Source organism: Streptomyces sp. Tu6071 (assembly GCF_000213055.1).
Taxonomy (GTDB): domain Bacteria; phylum Actinomycetota; class Actinomycetes; order Streptomycetales; family Streptomycetaceae; genus Streptomyces; species Streptomyces evansiae.
Genome location: NZ_CM001165.1, coordinates 1,904,844 through 1,924,585 on the forward strand (window position 1 = coordinate 1,904,844; position 19,742 = coordinate 1,924,585).

Genomic DNA, 19,742 nt, shown 5'->3' on the forward strand with positions numbered 1-19,742 from the left:
CGAGAAGGGGCGGGCGGCACAGGACGTGCCGCCCGCCCCTTTGCGCGTCCCGCGGCGCGTCAGTCAGCCGCGGGGGACGGTGCGGCGGCCCGCTCCTTGTCGTGCAGGCGCAGGGCGTGCTGCATGGCCTTGCGGGCGCGGGGGGTGTCTCGGGCGTCCTGGTAGGCGACGGCGAGGCGGAACCAGCAGCGCCAGTCGTCGGGGTGGTCCTCGGTCTCGGCCTTGCGGCGCGCGAAGACGGCGTCGGCCGACGCGCGGTCGATGCGGCCCGAGGGGGTGCGCTCCAGTTCGTCGGGCGGGAGGCCGCCCTCGGCGTCGAGCGCGGCGGCGAGGGCGTTGGCGCGCGTGACGAAGCGCGTGTTCTGCCACAGGAACCAGATGCCGATGAGCGGCAGGATCAGCACCGCGACGCCGAAGAGCACGGTGACCGCGGTGCCCTGCCGGATGAGCAGGACGCCGCGGTCGCCCGCGAGGACGAAGTAGAAGACGAGGACGAGGGCGGTGACCGCGTAGGTCAGCTTGGCGCGCATCGGGTTCCGCTCAGCTCAGGTCGAGGAAGTGTTCCAGGCCGAAGGTGAGCCCTGGGGTTTCCACGACGCGGCGTACGCCGAGCAGGATGCCCGGCATGAAGCTGCTGTGGTGCAGCGAGTCGTGCCGGATGGTGAGGGTCTCGCCCTCGGCGCCGAGCAGGACCTCCTGGTGGGCGAGGAGGCCGCGCAGCCGAACGGAGTGCACGGGCACGCCGTCCACCGAGGCGCCGCGCGCGCCGTCGAGCGCCGTCTGCGTCGCGTCCGGCATGGGGGCGCTTCCGGCGGCCTCGCGGGCCTCGGCGATGAGCTGCGCGGTACGCGCGGCGGTGCCGGAGGGCGCGTCGGCCTTCTTCGGGTGGTGCAGCTCGATGACCTCGACGGACTCGAAGTACGGCGCGGCCACCTGCGCGAACTTCATCGTGAGGACGGCGCCGAGCGAGAAGTTGGGGGCGATGAGGACGCCGGTGCCGGGGGTCTTCGCGAGCCGCTCGCGCACCCGCGTCAGGCGCTCCTCGGTCCAGCCCGTGGTGCCGACGACGGCGTGGATGCCGTGGTCGAGGCAGAAGGCGAGGTTGTCCATGACGGCGTCGGGGCGGGTCAGCTCGACGGCGACCTGGGCGCCCGCGTCGGTGAGCGCCGTGAGCGGGTCCTCCCGGCCTGTCGCGGCGACGAGTTCGAGGTCGTCGGCGGCCTCGACGGCGCGGACGGCCTCGGAGCCGATCCGGCCCCGGGCGCCGATGACGGCGACGCGCAGCTTGCTCATGTGGTGTCTTCCTCCGGGTGCGTACGGGGTCCGGGGCGGGTCGGGCGGCGTCGTGCGCGACGTCGCGTGGGGACGTCGCGACGTCGCGTGGGGACGTCGCGACGTCGCGTACGACGCCGGTGCCGCGCGACGCCGCGTCGTGTCGGGTCGACGACGCGGCGTCGCGCGGCGGTGCGGCCGGTGCGCGACGTCGCCCGGTTCCCGGTGCGACGTCGCGCGTCGCTCAGGCGACGGCCTCGTGCAGGCGCGCCGTCTGGCGCTCCTTGAGCGGCCCGATCACCGACAGCGAGGGGCGCTGACCGAGGATGTCACGTGCGACGGCGCGGACCTCGTCGGGGGTGACGGCGGCGATCTTCGCGAGCATGTCGTCGACGGAGAGCTGCTCGCCCCAGCACAGTTCGCTCTTGCCGATGCGGTTCATGAGCGCTCCGGTGTCCTCCAGGCCGAGGACGGTGGAGCCGGCGAGCTGGCCGACGGCGCGGCGGATCTCGTCGTCGTCGAGGCCGTGCGCGGCGACGGTCTCCAGCTCGTCGCGGCAGATCTTCAGGACGTCGTCGACCTGGCTGGGCCGGCAACCGGCGTAGACGCCGAAGAGACCGCAGTCGGCGAAGGAGGAGGTGTACGAGTACACGCTGTACGCGAGGCCGCGCTTCTCGCGCACCTCCTGGAACAGGCGCGAGGACATGCCCCCGCCGAGGGCCGTGTTGAGGACCCCGAGGGCCCAGCGGCGCTCGTCGGTGCGGGCGATGCCGGGCATGCCGAGCACGACGTGGGCCTGCTCGGTGCGGCGGTTCTGGACCTCAACGCGGCCCGCGGCCTTGATGAGCCGCGTGCCCTCGCGGGGGGCGAGCGGGACCGCGTCACCGCGGCCGAGGGCACCCGCGCGGTCGAAGGCGGCGCGTACCTGCCGTACGACCTTCGCGTGGTCGACGTTGCCCGCGGCGGCGACGACGAGGTGCGTGGGGTCGTAGTGGCGCTTGTAGAAGCGCGCGATCTGCTCGCGGCCGAGCGCGTTGATCGTGTCCACGGTACCGAGGACGGGGCGGCCGAGGGGCGTGTCGCCGAGCATCGTGTGCGCGAAGAGATCGTGCACGACGTCGCCCGGGTCGTCCTCGGTCATCGCGATCTCTTCGAGGATGACGCCGCGCTCGGCGTCGACGTCGGCGGCGTCCAGGGTCGAGCCCGTGAGCATGTCGCAGACGACGTCGATGGCGAGCGGCAGATCGGTGTCGAGCACCCGCGCGTAGTAGCACGTGTACTCCTTCGCCGTGAAAGCGTTCATCTCGCCGCCGACCGCGTCGAGCGCGGCGGAGATGTCGAGCGCCGTGCGGCGTCGCGTGCCTTTGAAGAGGAGGTGTTCGAGGTAGTGCGTCGCGCCGTTGAGCGTCGGGGTCTCGTCGCGGGAGCCGACGCCCGCCCAGATGCCGAAGGTCGCGGAGCGGACCGAGGGCAGGGTCTCGGTGACGACGCGGAGGCCGCCGGGGAGCGTGGTGCGGCGGACGATGCCGACGCCGTCCTTGCCGGGCAGGAGGGTCTGGGTGCGGGCCTTGGCGGTCCCGCCGGTTTCGGTGGTACGGGCGACGGCCCGCCCCTTGGTGGAGGGGCGGGCCGTCGTACGCGGACTGCGTGACGTCACTTGTCCGTGTCGTCCTTCTGCTCGTCGCCGTCCTCGCCCTCGATGACCGGGATGAGGGAGAGCTTGCCGCGCGAGTCGATCTCGGCGATCTCGACCTGGACCTTCTGGCCCACACCGAGGACGTCCTCGACGTTCTCCACGCGCTTGCCGCCGGCGAGCTTGCGGATCTGCGAGATGTGCAGCAGGCCGTCCTTGCCGGGAAGCAGGGAGACGAAGGCGCCGAAGGTCGTGGTCTTGACGACCGTGCCCAGGTAGCGCTCGCCGACCTCCGGCATCGTCGGGTTGGCGATGCTGTTGATCGTGGTGCGGGCGGCCTCGGCGGCCGGGCCGTCGGCGGCACCGATGTAGATGGTGCCGTCGTCCTCGATCGTGATCTCGGCGCCGGTGTCCTCCTGGATCTGGTTGATCATCTTGCCCTTGGGGCCGATGACCTCGCCGATCTTGTCCACGGGGATCTTGACGGTGATGATCCGCGGGGCGTTGGGGGACATCTCGTCCGGGGTGTCGATCGCTTCCATCATCACGTCGAGGATGTGGAGGCGGGCGTCCCGGGCCTGCTTCAGCGCGGCGGCCAGGACCGAGGCGGGGATGCCGTCGAGCTTGGTGTCGAGCTGGAGCGCGGTGACGAACTCCTTCGTACCGGCGACCTTGAAGTCCATGTCGCCGAAGGCGTCCTCGGCACCGAGGATGTCGGTGAGCGTGACGTAGTGCGTCTCGCCCTTGACCGTCTCGGAGATGAGGCCCATGGCGATACCGGCGACGGGGGCCTTGAGGGGCACACCGGCGTTCAGGAGCGACATGGTCGAGGCGCAGACGGAGCCCATGGACGTCGAGCCGTTGGAGCCGAGCGCCTCGGAGACCTGGCGGATCGCGTAGGGGAACTCCTCACGCGTCGGCAGGACGGGCACGAGGGCGCGCTCGGCGAGGGCGCCGTGGCCGATCTCGCGGCGCTTGGGGGAGCCGACGCGGCCGGTCTCGCCGGTGGAGTACGGCGGGAAGTTGTAGTTGTGCATGTAGCGCTTGCGGGTCACCGGGGAGAGGGTGTCCAGCTGCTGCTCCATGCGGAGCATGTTGAGCGTCGTGACGCCGAGGATCTGCGTCTCGCCGCGCTCGAAGAGCGCCGAGCCGTGGACCCGCGGGATCGCCTCGACCTCGGCGGCCAGGGTGCGGATGTCGGTGACGCCACGGCCGTCGATGCGCTTCTTGTCCTTGATCACGCGCTCGCGGACCACGGCCTTGGTGAGGGCGCGGTAGGCGGCGGAGATCTCCTTCTCGCGGCCCTCGAACTGCGGGAGCAGCTTCTCGGCGGCAAGGCCCTTGACGCGGTCCAGCTCGGCCTCGCGCTCCTGCTTGCCCGCGATGGTGAGCGCCTGGGCCAGCTCGCCGCGCACGGCGGCGGTGAGGGCCTCGTACACGTCGTCCTGGAAGTCCAGGAAGATCGGGAACTCGCCGGTCGGCTTGGCGGCCTTCGCGGCGAGGTCGGCCTGGGCCTTGCAGAGCACCTTGATGAAGGGCTTCGCGGCGTCCAGACCGGCGGCGACGACCTCCTCGGTCGGGGCGGTGGCGCCGCCCGCGACGAGCTGGATCGTCTTCTCGGTGGCCTCGGCCTCGACCATCATGATCGCGACGTCGCCGTCCTCCAGGACGCGACCGGCGACGACCATGTCGAAGACGGCGTCCTCCAGCTCGGTGTGCGTCGGGAAGGCGACCCACTGGCCCTTGATGAGGGCGACACGGGTGCCGCCGATGGGGCCGGAGAAGGGGAGGCCCGCGAGCTGCGTGGAGCAGGAGGCGGCGTTGATCGCGACCACGTCGTAGAGGTGGTCGGGGTTGAGCGCCATGATCGTCTCGACGACCTGGATCTCGTTGCGCAGGCCCTTCTTGAAGGACGGGCGCAGCGGGCGGTCGATCAGGCGACAGGTGAGGATCGCGTCCTCGGAGGGGCGGCCCTCCCGGCGGAAGAAGGAGCCGGGGATCTTGCCGGCCGCGTACATCCGCTCCTCGACGTCCACCGTGAGGGGGAAGAAGTCGAGCTGGTCCTTGGGGTTCTTGGACGCGGTCGTGGCCGAGAGGACCATCGTGTCGTCGTCCAGGTACGCGACGGCGGACCCTGCGGCCTGCTTGGCGAGGCGGCCCGTCTCGAAGCGGATGGTGCGGGTGCCGAAGGAACCGTTGTCAATGACGGCTTCGGCGTAGTGGGTCTCGTTCTCCACCAGGGGATTCTCCGTTTACGTCTCGTCTTCGCGCGGCCTCGCCCGTGTGGCGGGTCGCGGGGTGCGGGTCCCTCCGGGGAGGGGCGCGCGGGGGTGCGGGGCCCTCCGGGAGGGTCGCGCTTGCGGGTCCCTTGGGGGGACGCGCGGGGTGCGGGTTCCCTTACGGGGACGCGCGGGGTGCGAGTCCCCCTGGCGGAGGACGCGCGGGGTGCGAGGTCCGCGTCCGGGTGGGGCGCGGGTCTCGCGGCGCGGAGCCCCTCCGGGGAGGGGGCGCGGGGTGCGGCCCGGTGGGGGTCGCGGTGCGGTCCGCCCGTGGCGGGTCGCGGTGCAGCCGGTGGAGAAGCGGCTCCTGGTTGCTGGCCGGTCTTCGATCGAAGCACCCGGGGGCTCTGGCTCTGCGGGCCGTGCTCCGTACGGGCCTGGGAGGCTGTACGGGGACGGGCGGGCCGTAGGGGCCGTGCTCGGCCTGGGGGCCTTGCGCGGGCTACGGGTCTGCTCGGCCTGGCCCGGCTTGCGGCCTTGCTCGGTCCGGGGACCCAGCTCGGCTTACGGGCCTTGCCAGGTCTGCGGGCCTTGCCAGGTCTGCGGGCCGTTTCCGGCCTTGCGTGCCTGTGGGCCTTTCCGGGGGCCACTACCGAGGACCGGCGGCGGCGTGGAGTCGCTTCCCCTGTTCATTTGTTTGCGTACGGGGTCCAGCCTACAAACTGAGCGGTCCCTGTCGCACGTACGACAAAAGGAGCGGTTCCCTGTGCAGGGGAACCGCTCCCTTCACGACGACCTCAGCGGGCGCCCGCCGCACCGCGGCGGATGCCGAGGCGCTCGACGAGCACGCGGAAGCGCGCGATGTCCTTCTTGGCCAGGTACTGGAGCAGCCGGCGGCGCTGGCCGACCAGAATGAGCAGGCCACGACGGGAGTGGTGGTCGTGCTTGTGCGTCTTGAGGTGCTCGGTCAGGTCCGAGATCCGGCGCGAGAGCAGAGCGACCTGCACCTCGGGAGAACCGGTGTCACCCTCCTTGGTGGCGAACTCGCCCATGATCTGCTTCTTCGTGGCGGCGTCGAGCGACACGCGATCTCCTAGTGAATCCAATGAGCCACCGAGTGCCCCGGGTCTGCATCGCCGGGGAGCTTCCGTTACTCGGGAGGCGGGGCGCGCTGGGCGCTGCTCCCAGAGATTCCGGGAGCGCGTACACATACGGCCGATGTCAAGGTTAGCAGGGTGGGAGGGGGTGGGGTTTCGGGGGTGGTGGGGGGAGGTTTCGGGCGGGGTGGGGGGTCGGGGGCGCGGCAGGGTGGCGGGGGTTACGGCGGGGTGGGTGGTTGTCGGGGTGCGCCGGGGGCCGGGGGGGGCGGGACGCGACCGCTCGGAGGCGTGGTGGCGTCGCGGAGGGGGCGGTGGGCTGGGCGCAAGGGGGGCGGGCGGCGCGGCGGAGACGTGCGACGGCGCGGTGCGGCGCGAGGCACGAGGTGTCCGTACGGATTATTTACGCGGCGTGACGGCGGGGGGCTCGGGTGGGGCCCGAACGGCACGGTCGGAGGGGTGAGCGGCAGAGGTGGGGCCGTAATGACCGGAAAGGGTGACCCGTCAAGGTTCCGGGAGCCGCGTCACCCGCTTTGTCATACAGCCTGCCGAATCGCGTACGTGGCGCGCCCGCTGCAAGTACGCTGAGGCCGCTCGTCGTTGGCGCGCGCTCCGCGCGCCGCCTGCGGGCGCGTTGGGCACAGGACCACTTCGGGGAAGGGCCAGTCATTCATGTCCGAGGAGCACGAGGCCACGGCACCGGCCGCGCCGGTGGAGCTGGACGAGGAGACGAAGGCGCGCAAGGAGCGGGAGAAGAACGAGCTGTACTCCCTCGACATCTCGGGTGTCGAGTGGATCGGCCCGCCCGGTACCTCGCCCGACGAGGAGCGTGTCGAGATCGCCTACCTGCCGGGAGGCGGCGTGGCCATGCGGTCCTCACTCGACCACGACACCGTGCTGCGCTACACGGAGGCCGAGTGGACCGCTTTCGTGCTCGGCGCGCGTGACGGCGAGTTCGACCTCGCGTAACCCGATGGTGTGAAGGCCGGGACCCAAAACGGGCGCCCGGCCTTCGCGTTGTCCGGCCTCCTGACGCAAGTCACCCCTCCGTGACGCGCTTTCGCAGTGCTCACCCATGGCGCGCGGGCCGGTCGACGTGGGCGTGTGACCGCCTCAACTCGGGAACACGTCGCGTGACTTCAGGAGATCATCTCGCGGGAAGGCGGCTCAATGGTCACCCGATGCGCGTGGACAGCCCTGCTATTCGGCATACGTGATGACTAGTCTGGTGTCGGGCGCGCTGCGGGACCTTCCCGGTCCACGGAGCACGCCACGGGGGGGGGCCGGTTCTCCAGGCCCACGAACACGGCGGGGGAACGTGACGCCGCCACCCCGACGCACGAGTGCCGATTCACCTGGAGGAGCTGTGAGCAGCGACCGGGACGCGTATCGCGGGGGCCGCTCGGCTTCCGGCGCTGACCACGAGGAATCCGCCGTCGAGACCACCGGCGAGTTCCGTTTCGACCAGTCGACCGCCTGGTACACGGCCACGGCGGCGTCGAGCGACGAGAACACGAGCCACGAGGCACCGGGCCGCGAGGAACCGGCCGACGACGCATCGCACGGCGACGAACGCGACCACAGCGGCGCCGAGCAGAAGAGCGCGACGGAGGACTGGCGGGCCGGGGCTTCGGCGGACACGCCCAGCCGGGATCTCCTCGGGGAGCGGGCGGGGAACGAGTCCGACGCGAGGCCAGTCGGGGGTGACGCCTCTTGGACGGCGACGTCGCTCGGTGGACTGGCGGGACTGCCGTTCGGGACCGGTTCCGGCACCGAGGGGGGCGACGGGTCCATCGGGGCCGCGTTGCCCTGGACCGGTCTGGGGGGCGGAGGCGCGGAGCGCGCCGAGGAGAAGAGGCGCGACGTCGCGGCGGACGGGGACGGTGACGGGGCACGCGACGTGGCCCACAACGACGCGGCCGACGACGAGGAACGTCGCGCTGTGACGGAGCCCGACGAGACGCGACGTCGCGACGAGAGCCAGGCCGACGGCGCGCTGCGCGAGGTACGCGACGTGGCATATGCGACGCCGCGCGACCACGACGCGACGGACGACGGCGCGACATCGGACGCGGACGCCGCTACGTCCCCGCCGGAAGCACCGGACGCTGCGCTGCCGGGCGACGTGACACCGAGCGAGTCCGTTCGGGACGACGCAGCGGCACGAGACGAGGCGGCGGGGGACGAAGCGACGCGAGACGACGCGGCGGCCGATGTAGCGGCACCCGACGACGCCGCGTCGCGGGACGAGTCCGCGCCAGTCCCGGGGGAGGTGCACGAGGACTACTTCATGCTGCCGCCCATGCCGTCGACGCCACCGGCCGCGACGGGTTTCACTCCCCCGCCCGGCTCTCTGTCCGCGGTCCCGCGTCTCCCGGAGGGCAGCGGTTTCGTGCCGGCCGATTCGCCCGCGCAAGGCGGCGACCTGGAGAGCGGCGACACGATGCGCTTTTCGCTTCCCTCCGCACGACGCGCACAGGACGCGGCGCGCGGGCACGACGCGTCGACGCCGCGCGACGTGGACGACGCGACGACGCATGGCACGGCACCCTTCGGCGACGTCGCGGGGCGCGACGTATCCGACACGGAACGACGCGACGTCGCGGGCACGGAGGCGGGCGACGTCGCGGACGCGGCGGGCGTAGGACCAGGCGACGGCGCGCACGCGGCCGACGCCGTATCGCGCGACGCGGCCGACGAGGGATCGCGCGACGCGAGCGAGGTAGAACAGCGCGACGTAGCGGGTACGGGGCCGCGCGACGCCGCCCAGGCGGCTGGCGCCGAACCGGGCTATGTTGCGGACGCTGCGGGTACGCGGTCCGGCGACGTCGCGCCGTCGGGGTACGGGACGGCGGGCGACGTCGCGGCGGCGCCGCGCGATGCGGAAGAGGACCACGAGTGGGCCCGCCCCACGACGCCGCCCGGCGGCCTGGCGCTGCCTCCCTCCTTCGCGCTCGCCCACGGCGCGTCGTCCGACGCCGCGCCGTACGACGACGCGCAAGCGGAAGCGAGCGGCGACGTCGAGGACGCCACGCCGCAGGACGACGCCCTGGTCGACGCCACCCCGGCCGACGACGCGCCGTCCACGGAGCACGAGGCCGCGCCGCAGACGACCTCGCCGCCGCAGGATGCCGCGCCGCCGCGCCCCCTGGTGCCGCCGCAGACGCGGCGACCGTGGCCGCCGCCGTCCCTCGCCGGGCAGGACCTCCCGGGGCTCGTCCCGCCGCCGCACGCCAACGTCGCGCGCAAGGAGAAGGAGGCCGACGCGGAGGCACCGTCACGAGACACGTCGCGTCCCGGGCCGGGGGACGGCTACGGCTTCCCCCGATCCGATACGCCGCGTACGGGATACGGCTTCCCCGGGGCCTCCTCCCCCGCCGGGGCCTCCCCCGGCGCACAGCCCGGGTACGGATTCCCGCCGCGCGGCGCCGAGGACGGCTACGGCTATCCGGCCCCCGCCGCCGACACGCCGCCGACCGATCCGTCGTCGGCCGGTCCGCCGCCAGCCGGTCCGTCACCCGTCGGCCCGTCGCCAGCCGGCCCGTCGCCGGCCGGTTCAGCCCCAGTCGGGCCGTCGCCCGCCGGCCCGTCGTCGGCCGGTCCAGCGCCAGTCGGCCCGTCGCCGGTCGATCCCCAGACCACGCGCCTGCACCGGGTGCGCCCCGCGACGCCGCCCGCCGACGTACCCGCGCCCGAAGCCCCCGTGGCACCCGAGAGCGGCGCGACGCCGGAGGCCGCGCCGGTCGCGCCCCCGCCCGTACCGGCGCAGCCCTTGCCGCCGCAGGTGGCCCCCGCGCCGCACGCACCGGACGCGTCGCCCGGCGTGCCGCAGGCGGGCGCGCGCTGGGACGTGGCGCAGCCGCCGCGGCCGCCCCAGCAGGGGCAGGACCCGCGGCTGCCGGCGCAGGCCGGGCCGGAGCAGGGGGCCGGGCCCGCGGACCCGCGGCTCGGGGCGGCGTGGCCGCAGCCGATGCAGCACGACCAGCGGCAGCGCACCCACCCGGGGGCGCCGCTCGGGTACACGGCAGCCGTCGAGTTGTCCTCGGACCGGTTGTTGCGCGGCAACAAGCAGAAGGCGCGCAGCAGTCGTCCGGCGGGTGGCGGCTCGCGGTTCCGGATCGGGGGGCGCAAGGAGGAGGCGGAGCGGCAGCGCAAGCTCGGGCTGATCCGTACCCCCGTCCTGTCCTGCTACCGGATCGCCGTCATCAGCCTCAAGGGCGGCGTCGGTAAGACCACCACGACGACGGCGCTCGGCGCGACGCTCGCCTCGGAGCGGCAGGACAAGATCCTCGCGATCGACGCGAACCCGGACGCGGGAACGCTGGGACGTCGCGTACGGCGCGAGACCGGCGCGACCATCCGCGACCTGGTGCAGGCGATCCCGCATCTGCACAGCTACATGGACATCCGCCGCTTCACCTCGCAGGCGCCCTCGGGCCTGGAGATCATCGCGAACGATGTGGACCCGGCGGTCTCGACGGCGTTCAACGATGAGGACTACCGGCGCGCGATCGATGTCCTGGGGCGGCAGTACCCGGTGATCCTCACGGACTCCGGTACGGGGCTGCTCTACAGCGCCATGCGCGGCGTCCTCGATCTGGCCGATCAGCTGATCATCGTCTCGACGCCCTCCGTGGACGGGGCGTCGAGTGCGAGCACGACGCTCGACTGGCTCGCGGCGCACGGGTACGCAGATTTGGTCGCGCGGAGCATCACGGTCATCTCCGGGGTGCGCGAGACCGGCAAGATGATCAAGGTCGACGACATCGTGTCGCACTTCCGGACACGGTGCCGGGAGGTCGTGGTCGTACCGTTCGACGAGCATCTCGCGGCGGGCGCGGAGGTCGATCTCGACATGATGCGGCCGAAGGTGCGCGAGGCGTACTTCGACCTCGCGGCCGTCGTCGCCGAGGACTTCGCGCGCCACCAGCAGGCGCAGGGGCTGTGGACCTCGGACGGGAACCCTCCCCCCGTCGCCGCTCCCCCGCTGCCGGGTCAGGTCCCGCAGCAGGCACCCCAGCCGCCCCAGGCGGGCGCACCGTACGGTGCGGGGCAGCCGGGTACGGGACACCCGGGTACGGGACACCCGGGTACGGGGCAGCCCGCCACGGGGCAGGCAGGCGCGGCGAGGCCCGGCGTGCCGCAGGCCGGCGCACCGTATCCCGGGATGCGGCAAGGCGGGGCGCCGCGACCTGGCGGGCCGCGACCTGGCGGGCCGCAAGCCGGTGTGCCGTATCCGCGGTCGGGGGCCCAGCCCGCACCCGGAGCCGCGCTGCCGCCCGCCACTCCCCCGGCCGGCGGCGCACGCGACGCGGGGCACGTCGCGCAGCCCCCGCACGCGACGTACCCGCCACCGCCGAACGCGGCGTACCCGCAGCAGCCGAACGCGACGTATCCCCCGCAGCCCCCGGCGGCGTACCCGCAGCAATCCGGCGCGGCCTACCCGCAGCAGCCCGGTGCGGCGTACGCTCCGCAGCCCGCCGCGGCATACCCGCCGTGGCCCGATGCCGCGTATCCCGCTCAGCCGGGCGCGGCATCGCCGCAGCCGCCGACTGGGCCCGGGGGGCCGTACGGCGCTCAGCCGCAGCCGCAACCCGGGGCTCCGCAAGCGCCCCAGCCCGGGGCTCCGCAGCCGCCCCAGCCGGGAGCTCCACAGCCGCCCCAGTCGGGCGCGGCCCCTGGCCCCTACGGGGCGCGGCCCCAACCAGGCACGCCGCCTGCCCCGTACGGAGCACAGCCCCAACCAGGCACGCCACCTGCCCCGTACGGAGCACAGCCCACACCCGGCGCAGCGCCGGGCCAGCACGTAGCCCAGCCCCAACCCGGCGCAGCGCCAGGCCCGTACGCGGCCCAGCCGCAACCCGGCGCGGCTCCGTACCCGTACCCGTATCCGCCGCAGCCCCAGCCTCCCGCGCAGCCGGCGGCCGGGCCGGGGGCGGCGTACGGGTATCCGGGGCAGGCGCAGCCCGCGCCGTACGGGTATCCCGGGCCGCAGCAGGGAGCGCCCGCGCCTGGCGCGAATCCGTCGGCGTACGCCGGACCGACGGAGGGCGCGCAGGAGCCGCCGGACGAGGCGGACGGCGCGGGCGGGAACGAGGCGCAGTGGCCCCCGCAGCCTCCGTCCGCCACCTGAACACCCCCCTTACCGGGGAGGTTTCAGCGGACTAGACCAATGAGGGCCCGTACCGGTCAAATGGTGCGGGCCCTCGGCCGTTGTCGCAGGCCACACAGTGTTCACGCATCGTTGACATGTTTAGACCAGCGCTGGTAGACACTCACATCACCCCAACGGCTCACAGTAATGCGCCAGTTAACGAAGCGCGAGCGATGACACGAGGTCAGCGGCCCATGAGCAGAGCAGATCAGTACGGCAGAGCACTACCAGCGGGGCCGATGCCCGGACGTCGCGTGCGTGGCCGGTTCCGGCTCGTCGCGGCGGCCGGGATCGCGGCGCTCTCGCTCACCGCGGGACTCGCCACGCCGTTGAGCCCCGCGACGGCACCGGCAGCCGCGGCCGACAAGGAGACGACGCTGACCGTCGCGCTCGCGCAGAGCGTGGACTCGCTGAGCCCCTTCCTCGCGACGCGCCTCGTCAGCACCAGCGTCTCCCGGCTGATGTACGACTTCCTGACCAATTACGACGCCAAGGACAACCACGTCATACCCGGGCTGGCCACCAAATGGTCAGCATCAAAGGACAAGTTGACCTGGACGTACGAGATCCGGTCGAACTCGAAGTGGTCGGACGGGGAGCAGGCGACAGCCGAGGACGCCGCCTGGACCTTCAACAAGATGATGACGGACGAGGGCGCGGCCACCGCGAACGGCAGTTTCGTCACCAACTTCAAGAAGGTGACGGCGCCCAGCAAGGACAAGCTCGTCATCGAGCTGAAGAAGCCGCAGGCGACCATGACGGCGCTGGACGTTCCGATCGTGCCCAAGCACGTATGGGAAAAGGTCGGTGATCTGTCGAAGTTCAACAACGACCAGAAGTTTCCGATCGTCGGGAACGGGCCGTTCATCCTGACGGGCTACAAGGTCGACAGCTACGTCAAGCTCAAGGCCAACAAGGACTTCTGGCGGGGCAGCCCGAAGTTCGACAACATCGTCTTCCGGTACTACAAGGACCAGGACGCCGCCGTCGCGGCGCTCCGCAAGGGCGAGGTCTCGTTCGTCGCGGGCAGCCCCGCGCTGACCCCCGCGCAGGCGCAGTCGCTCAAGGGTGCCTCGAACATCAAGGTCAACGACGGCCCCGGGCGGCGGTTCTACGCCATCGCCACGAACCCGGGCGCGCGGACCAAGGACGGCAAGAAGTTCGGCACGGGCGACCCCTCGCTGCTCGACGAGAAGGTCCGGCACGCGCTGTTCATGGCCGTCGACCGCAAGGCGATCGTCGACCGGGTCTTCCAAGGACAGGCGGTCGAAGGCGCGGGGTACATCCCGCCGCGCTTCGGCGACTACGCCTGGCAGCCCTCGGCCGACCAGGACCTGAAGTACGACCCCAAGGCCGCGGCGAAGCTGCTCGACGAGGCGGGCTACAAGAAGAACGGTGACGGCAAGCGCGTCGGCAAGGACGGCAAGCCGCTCTCGTACCGCATGCTGTGCCACGCGACGGACCCCAACGACCGCGCCGTCAGCAAGTACTTGCAGGAGTGGTGGGGCGATCTCGGCATCGGCCTCAAGGTCGACTGCCTCGACAACGTGACCGACCCCTGGGTCGCCGGCGACTACGACCTCGCCTTCGACGGCTGGTCCGTCAACCCCGACCCGGACTTCGTCCTCTCCATCCACACTTGCGCGGCACTGCCCACGAAGCCGAAGGCGGTCTCGGCGAGCGACAACTTCATCTGCGACAAGAAGTTCGACGATCTGTACGACAAGCAGCTCGCCGAGTACGACCCCGCCAAGCGCGCGGACCTCGTCAAGCAGATGGAGTCACGGCTGTACGACACGGGCTACATGAACGTGATGGCGTACCCGAACGCCGTCGAGGCGTACCGCACCGACCAGATCAAGTCGATCGAGACCATGCCCACGGCCGCAGGCAACATCTACGGCCAGGACGGCTACTGGAGCTGGTGGTCGGCCGTCCCCGCCGGGGGCGCCACCTCCGGCGCGACCGGTGACAACGCTTCCTCGGACTCGGACTCCGGCTCCAACACCGGACTCTGGATCGGGATCGGCGTCGTGGTCGTCCTCCTCGTCGGCGGCGGAGTGTTCTTCGGGATGCGGCGGCGCGCGACGGCCTGGGACCGCGAGTAGCGGATGACGCCGCAGGGTGGCGTCGGGACGGCACGGTGGATGTCGCGGTGCCGTCGCGACGCCGCGACGCCGCGGTGACGCGACGTGGGGCGGTACGGGGCGTCGGCGGCGCGGTGAGCGTCAGGCACCGCAGCGGGCGGCGCCCCGTCGTCCCGGCGACGTCGCGGCGACGCGTCGGCGGGCCGTGGCGGGCAACGTCGCGGCGTCGCGCGGCGCGTGGGACGGCCCGGGCGGCGTACGCGACGTCGCGACGTTTTCGCAGGTCGCACGCGACGTGGCATAGGCGACGTCGCGTCGGCCACGTACGTACCGCTCGACGTCGCGCACGCGACGTACCGCCCCCGCCCACGACGTACCGCCGCGTCGCGCAGCCCGCGCCTCGCGCCCCGCGTCACGTACCGCCCCCGTCGCCGCCCGCGACGTACCGCCTTCTCCGGAGCCGTCGGCGCACCGCGCGCCGGCGTCGCTCCCCTCCGTCCGGTCCTCCTCCCCGCGCCGCGCCCCGCGCTTCGGCGCCTCGCGGAAGGACGCCCCACTCAGCGGAAGACCGATCAGCCCATGAGCACCGAAAGCACCTCCGCGCTCGCGGGGGACCCCGGCGGCGCGGTCGCGGCTCCTGCCGCGGCCACGCCCCGTGGCCCCCGACGGCGCTCGGGAACGGGATATCTGCGCTACGTGGCGGGCAAACTGCTCGGCGCGGTCGTGTCCCTGTTCGCCGTACTCGTCACCAGTTTCTTCCTCTTCCGGCTCATCCCCGGAGACCCGGTCAAGGCCATGACCGGCGGCAAGCAGGTCTCCCAGGAGCAGCTCGACTCGATGCGCCGGGAGTTCGGGCTCGACCTCCCGTTGTGGCACCAGTTCACCGACTACTGCGGCAAGGCGCTCACCGGGGACCTCGGGACCTCGTACCAGTTCCACACGCCCGTCATCGACAAGATCGCCGAGGCGCTGCCCGCGACGCTGCTGCTGACCGGGACCGCGTTCGTGCTGTACACGGCGCTCGGTGTCTGGCTCGGTTCGCGGGGCGCGTGGCGGCACGGGCGGTTCGGGGACCGTTTCCACACGGCCTTCGCGCTCACGTTGTACTCCGTGCCGTCCTTCTGGCTCGGTCTGCTGCTGATCATCGTCCTGTCGGTGGGCATCGGGCCGATCCCCGGCATGTTCCCGACCGGGGGCATGGAGACCGGGGGCAAGGAGGGCTTCGCGTACTTCACGGACGTCGCCCACCACATGGTGCTGCCGGTCCTCACGCTCGTCGCGGTCGAGTACGCGCGCACGCTGCTCGTCATGCGGTCCTCGCTCCTCGACGAGATGGGCAGCGACTACCTGACGACGGCGCGCGCCAAGGGCCTGCGCGACGACAACGTGCGGCGCAAGCACGCTGTGCCGAACGCGATGCTGCCCACCGTGACGCTCCTCTTCGTCAACCTCGGCAACACCGTCGCCGGGGCGATCCTCGTCGAGACGGTCTTCTCCTGGCCGGGTCTCGGCGGGCTCTTCTACCAGGCGCTGAGCATTCCCGACCTGCCGCTCGTGCAGGGGCTGTTCTTCGTCTTCGCCGCAGCGGTGATCGTCATGAACACCCTCGCCGACCTGATCTATCCGCTGTTCGATCCCCGGGTGGGCCGATGACGACCGACACGACAGACGTGGCCACGCCGCGCGACGGCGCGTCCCCCGAGCCGGACGACGCGGCGCACGTCGCGTCGCCGCGCGCGCTCGCGTGGGCGCGGCGACGTCGCGCGCTCGCCGACTTCTGGCGCACGTTCCGTACGCACCGCAGCGGCCTCGTCGGCCTCGTCGTGCTGCTGCTCATCGCGGTGCTCGCGCTCGCGGCCCCGCTGCTCGTCGGGAGCGACTCGCGCAGCGTCACCGAAGCCCCCGGCAAGTCGCTGGAGTCGCCGAGCGGACGCTTCCCGCTCGGGACCGACCAGTTCGGGCGCAGTCTGCTCGCGCTGATGGTGTGGGGCGCCCGCGTGTCGCTCGCGGTCGGGCTGCTCGCGGCGGTGCTCACCGTCGCGATCGGGACGCTCGTCGGCGTCACGGCGGGGCACTTCAAGGGCTGGTACGCGACGGTGATCATGCGCGTCACCGACTGGTTCCTCGTCATGCCGACGCTGGTCCTGGCCATCGCGCTCGCCACCGTCCTCGACCGCTCCATCTGGACGACGATCCTCGCCATCGGCGTCACGACGTGGCCGACGACCGCGCGACTGGTGCGGGCGCAGACGCTGTCCGTCGAGTCGCGCCCCTACATCGAGCGGGCCAGAGCGCTCGGCGGCGGGCACAAGCACGTCATGCTGCGGCACGTCCTGCCGAACGTCATGCCGCTCGTGCTCGCCCAGACGACCCTGGTGATCTCGAACGCGATCCTCACCGAGGCGACGCTCGCCTTCCTCGGACTCGGCGACCCGATCATGGTGTCCTGGGGCGGGCTGCTCCAGGACGCGCGCGACGCGGGCGCCGTCAGCTCGGGCGACTGGTGGTACCTCGCGCCCCCCGGCCTCGCGATCGCGCTCGTGGCCCTCGCCTTCACCCTGTGCGGACGCGCCATCGAGTCCGTGCTCAACCCCAAGCTGGGGGACCGACGATGACTGAACCGACCACGCGGGGCACGCAGGCCCCCGCTCCCTCGCAGGCGACGGACGCCGGAGCGCGGGACGCGACGTCGCGCGGCGACGCGACGGTGTCCGATGACGCGACGTCGCGCACGGGCGCGGAAGGCGACGCGACGTCGCGGGGCGAGGGCGACGCGACGTCGCGGGACACGTCGCGTCCGCTGCTCGACGTGCGCGACCTGCGCATCACGTACGGGAGCGGCGCGCGCGCCGTGCCGGCGGTGCGCGGCGTCGACCTCACACTGCGCGCGGGCGAGAAACTCGGCATCGCCGGGGAGTCCGGCTGCGGCAAGTCGACGCTCGCGATGGCCCTGCTGCGGCTGCTGCCGCCGGGGGCGACGCTGGAGGGCGAGATCCTGCTCGACGGCGAGGACGTCCGCACGATGGCGTGGGGGCGGCTGCGCGCCGTGCGCTGGGCGGGCGCGTCGATCGTCTTCCAGGGCGCGATGCATTCGCTCAACGCCGTCCACCGCATCGGCGACCAGATCCTCGAACCGATCCTCCTACACCGCCTGGCGGGCCCCGAGGAGGGGCGACGTCGCGTCAAGGAGCTGCTGCGGCACGTCGGTCTACCGGTGTCGCGCGCGACGGCGTATCCGCACGAGCTGTCCGGCGGGCAGCGGCAACGCGTCATGATCGCCATGGCGCTCGCCTGCGATCCGCGGCTGATCATCGCCGACGAGCCGACCACGGCGCTCGACGTCATGATCCAGGCCCAGATCCTCCGGCTCATCGAGGGCCTGGTGGCGGAGAAGGGCATCGGCCTCGTCATGATCAGCCACGACCTGGCGGTGCTCGCCGACACGTGCGACCGGCTCGCGATCATGTACGCGGGGCGCGTCGTCGAGGAGGGTCCCGCGCGCGAGGTGTACGCGCAGGCGATACATCCCTACGGCGCGGCGCTCTCCGGCGCGTTCCCGCGCATCGGCGACCCGGCGTCGCGCTTCGCCCCGCGCGGTCTGCCGGGCGACCCGCCGGACCCCGCGTCGTTGCCGACGGGGTGCACCTTCCATCCGCGGTGCCCCGTCGCGCTGCCCTCCTGCGCGACGGAGCCGCAGCCGCTGCGCGCGGCGGGGCCGGGACGTCGCGCGGCGTGCGTACGGGTCGACGAGGGGTTCGAGGAGGCGTCGGACGGGGCGACGTCGCGGGGCGGGAAGCCGGTGCCGGGCGACGCGACGTCGGACAGGACGACGGCGCCGGGCGAGGCGACGCCGGACGGGGCGACGGCGCCGGGCGACGCGACGTCGCGAGATGGCGAGGACGTGCCGGGCGCCGCGACGCCGCGTAGGGGCGCGGAAGACGACACGACGTCGCGGGACGACGCGACATCGCATGACGGCGCGGCGGACGACGCGACGTCGCGTACGGCCAACGGCGCGACGTCGCGCTCTGGCGACGCGCGCGACGCGGCGTCAGGGCCCGGGGACGCGGGGCACGACGGTGCCGACGAGGCGAGGAGCACGCAGGCATGAGTACGACCACGCGGGAGCAGGCCCTGCTCGGGGCGCGGGACCTGGGCATCACGTTTCCCGGGCGACGTGGCGCGCCGCGTGCGCGTGCCGTCGACGGGGTGAATCTCGACATCGGCAAGGGCGAGATCGTCGCGCTCGTCGGGGAGTCCGGCTGCGGCAAGACGACGCTCGCGCGCTCCCTCCTGGGCCTCGTCCCGCCGACCGAGGGGCGGATCACCTTCGCGGGCGAGCCGCTCTCGTACAGCTCACGGGCACTGCGCGCCTACCGCAAGCGGGCCCAACTGGTGCTCCAGGACCCGAGCGGCTCGCTCAACCCGCGCCACACCGTGTACGACGCGGTGGCCGAGGGGCTGCGCATCCACCGCACGCCGGGCGACGAACGCACCGCCGTCGCGCGGGCGCTCTCGCTCGCCGGACTGCGCCCGCCGGAGCGGTTCTTCCTGCGCTACCCGCACGAGCTGTCCGGCGGGCAGCGGCAACGCGTCGTCATCGCCGGCGCGCTCGCCCTGGAGCCGGAGCTGATCGTCGCGGACGAACCCGTCGCCTCGCTCGACGCGTCGGTGCGCGGGGAGATCCTGGCGCTGCTGCTGCGGCTGCGTGAGGAACTGGGGCTCTCTGCCCTCGTGGTGACGCACGACCTCGGGCTGGCGTGGAACATCGCCGACCGCGTCGCCGTCATGTACCTCGGCCGCATCGTCGAGGCGGGACCCGTCGAGGAGGTGCTGACACGGCCACGTCATCCCTACACGCAGGCGCTGCTCTCGGTGCTGCCCGAGGCGCCGGGTGAGCCCGTGGTGCTGAGCGGTGAGCCGCCGGACCCCACGAACATCCCCGGCGGCTGCCGTTTCCACGCGCGCTGCCACATCCTCGCCTCGGGCGAGGCGGAACGGGCCGGTGTCGCGGACGCGTGCCGGACGAAGGACCTGCCGGTCCTGGGCGGGCACGAGGCGGGCGTCGCGTGTCACTGGGCGACGGCGCGCGAGGAGGCGGCGACGGGGCGCGAGGGCGACACGTCGCGTGGAGAAGGCGCGTCGCGCGACGCCGGTACGTCGCGCACCCGGGACACGTCGCGTACCGATGACGGGGCGCAGGGCGGCGACGTCGCGAGCACCACGGGCGGGTAGGCGGCGCTACGTCGCGTGCGGGGCACGCGTCGCGCTGGCGATGTC

The 19,742-nt window shown here is 72.9% G+C and carries 12 protein-coding genes; 7 read left to right on the forward strand and 5 right to left on the reverse strand.

The genetic code is table 11. The features are described 5' to 3' along the window. Window positions 1–59 precede the first annotated feature (59 nt). The 5 genes from STTU_RS07690 to rpsO all read right to left on the reverse strand — a co-directional run bounded on the left by STTU_RS07690 (window position 60) and on the right by rpsO (window position 6,209). Window positions 60–530 carry a hypothetical protein gene (locus STTU_RS07690; RefSeq protein ID WP_007821458.1) on the reverse strand — a complete coding sequence of 157 codons (471 nt, stop codon included), beginning with the start codon at window positions 528–530 and terminating at the stop codon, window positions 60–62. Between the two features lie 10 nt (window positions 531–540). Continuing rightward, window positions 541–1,293 (reverse strand): 4-hydroxy-tetrahydrodipicolinate reductase, encoded by a 753-nt coding sequence (dapB, locus tag STTU_RS07695; protein WP_007821459.1) that lies wholly within the window; start codon window positions 1,291–1,293, stop codon window positions 541–543. A 223-nt stretch (window positions 1,294–1,516) separates the two neighbouring features. Continuing rightward, entirely contained in the window at window positions 1,517–2,929 is a 1,413-nt protein-coding gene (locus STTU_RS07700; protein ID WP_043254500.1) for a M16 family metallopeptidase, read from the reverse strand. Beyond that, window positions 2,926–5,142: a polyribonucleotide nucleotidyltransferase gene (locus STTU_RS07705; protein WP_007821461.1), complete on the reverse strand. Its 2,217-nt coding sequence runs from the start codon at window positions 5,140–5,142 to the stop codon at window positions 2,926–2,928. The genes STTU_RS07700 and STTU_RS07705 overlap by 4 nt, the downstream gene beginning before the upstream one ends. Window positions 5,143–5,921: 779 nt before the next feature. After that, a complete protein-coding gene (rpsO, locus tag STTU_RS07710; protein WP_007821463.1) occupies window positions 5,922–6,209 on the reverse strand; it encodes a 30S ribosomal protein S15 in 288 nt (95 codons plus the stop codon). Between the two features lie 684 nt (window positions 6,210–6,893). On the opposite strand from rpsO, the gene STTU_RS07715 reads away from it, so the two are divergent. The 7 genes from STTU_RS07715 to STTU_RS07745 all read left to right on the forward strand — a co-directional run bounded on the left by STTU_RS07715 (window position 6,894) and on the right by STTU_RS07745 (window position 19,697). Beyond that, on the forward strand, window positions 6,894–7,190 hold the full coding sequence (locus tag STTU_RS07715) for a DUF397 domain-containing protein (RefSeq protein WP_007821465.1): 297 nt from the start codon (window positions 6,894–6,896) through the stop codon (window positions 7,188–7,190). A 397-nt stretch (window positions 7,191–7,587) separates the two neighbouring features. Beyond that, window positions 7,588–12,354 carry an SCO5717 family growth-regulating ATPase gene (locus STTU_RS35845; RefSeq protein ID WP_007821467.1) on the forward strand — a complete coding sequence of 1,589 codons (4,767 nt, stop codon included), beginning with the start codon at window positions 7,588–7,590 and terminating at the stop codon, window positions 12,352–12,354. A 260-nt stretch (window positions 12,355–12,614) separates the two neighbouring features. After that, window positions 12,615–14,483 (forward strand): ABC transporter substrate-binding protein, encoded by a 1,869-nt coding sequence (locus STTU_RS07725; protein ID WP_007821469.1) that lies wholly within the window; start codon window positions 12,615–12,617, stop codon window positions 14,481–14,483. A 558-nt stretch (window positions 14,484–15,041) separates the two neighbouring features. Beyond that, on the forward strand, window positions 15,042–16,115 hold the full coding sequence (locus STTU_RS07730; protein ID WP_009068974.1) for an ABC transporter permease: 1,074 nt from the start codon (window positions 15,042–15,044) through the stop codon (window positions 16,113–16,115). Next, complete coding sequence (locus STTU_RS07735) at window positions 16,112–17,077, forward strand: ABC transporter permease (RefSeq protein ID WP_009068973.1); 966 nt, start codon at window positions 16,112–16,114, stop codon at window positions 17,075–17,077. Before STTU_RS07730 ends, STTU_RS07735 begins: the two co-directional genes overlap by 4 nt. Further along, window positions 17,074–18,573, forward strand: a complete 1,500-nt coding sequence (locus STTU_RS36030) for an ABC transporter ATP-binding protein (RefSeq protein WP_043254503.1) — start codon at window positions 17,074–17,076, stop codon at window positions 18,571–18,573. The genes STTU_RS07735 and STTU_RS36030 overlap by 4 nt, the downstream gene beginning before the upstream one ends. Then, window positions 18,570–19,697, forward strand: a complete 1,128-nt coding sequence (locus tag STTU_RS07745) for an ABC transporter ATP-binding protein (RefSeq protein ID WP_043254505.1) — start codon at window positions 18,570–18,572, stop codon at window positions 19,695–19,697. Before STTU_RS36030 ends, STTU_RS07745 begins: the two co-directional genes overlap by 4 nt. Window positions 19,698–19,742: the final 45 nt, after the last annotated feature.

What these genes read in the sequence shown, in the direction of transcription:
- STTU_RS07715 (WP_007821465.1), top strand. Translation starts at nt 6,894, where the DNA reads ATGTCCGAGGAGCACGAGGCCACGGCACCGGCCGCGCCGGTGGAGCTG.
- STTU_RS07725 (WP_007821469.1), top strand. Translation starts at nt 12,615, where the DNA reads ATGCCCGGACGTCGCGTGCGTGGCCGGTTCCGGCTCGTCGCGGCGGCC.
- dapB (WP_007821459.1), bottom strand. Translation starts at nt 1,293, where the DNA reads ATGAGCAAGCTGCGCGTCGCCGTCATCGGCGCCCGGGGCCGGATCGGC.
- STTU_RS07730 (WP_009068974.1), top strand. Translation starts at nt 15,042, where the DNA reads ATGAGCACCGAAAGCACCTCCGCGCTCGCGGGGGACCCCGGCGGCGCG.
- STTU_RS07690 (WP_007821458.1), bottom strand. Translation starts at nt 530, where the DNA reads ATGCGCGCCAAGCTGACCTACGCGGTCACCGCCCTCGTCCTCGTCTTC.
- STTU_RS07745 (WP_043254505.1), top strand. Translation starts at nt 18,570, where the DNA reads ATGAGTACGACCACGCGGGAGCAGGCCCTGCTCGGGGCGCGGGACCTG.
- STTU_RS07735 (WP_009068973.1), top strand. Translation starts at nt 16,112, where the DNA reads ATGACGACCGACACGACAGACGTGGCCACGCCGCGCGACGGCGCGTCC.
- STTU_RS36030 (WP_043254503.1), top strand. Translation starts at nt 17,074, where the DNA reads ATGACTGAACCGACCACGCGGGGCACGCAGGCCCCCGCTCCCTCGCAG.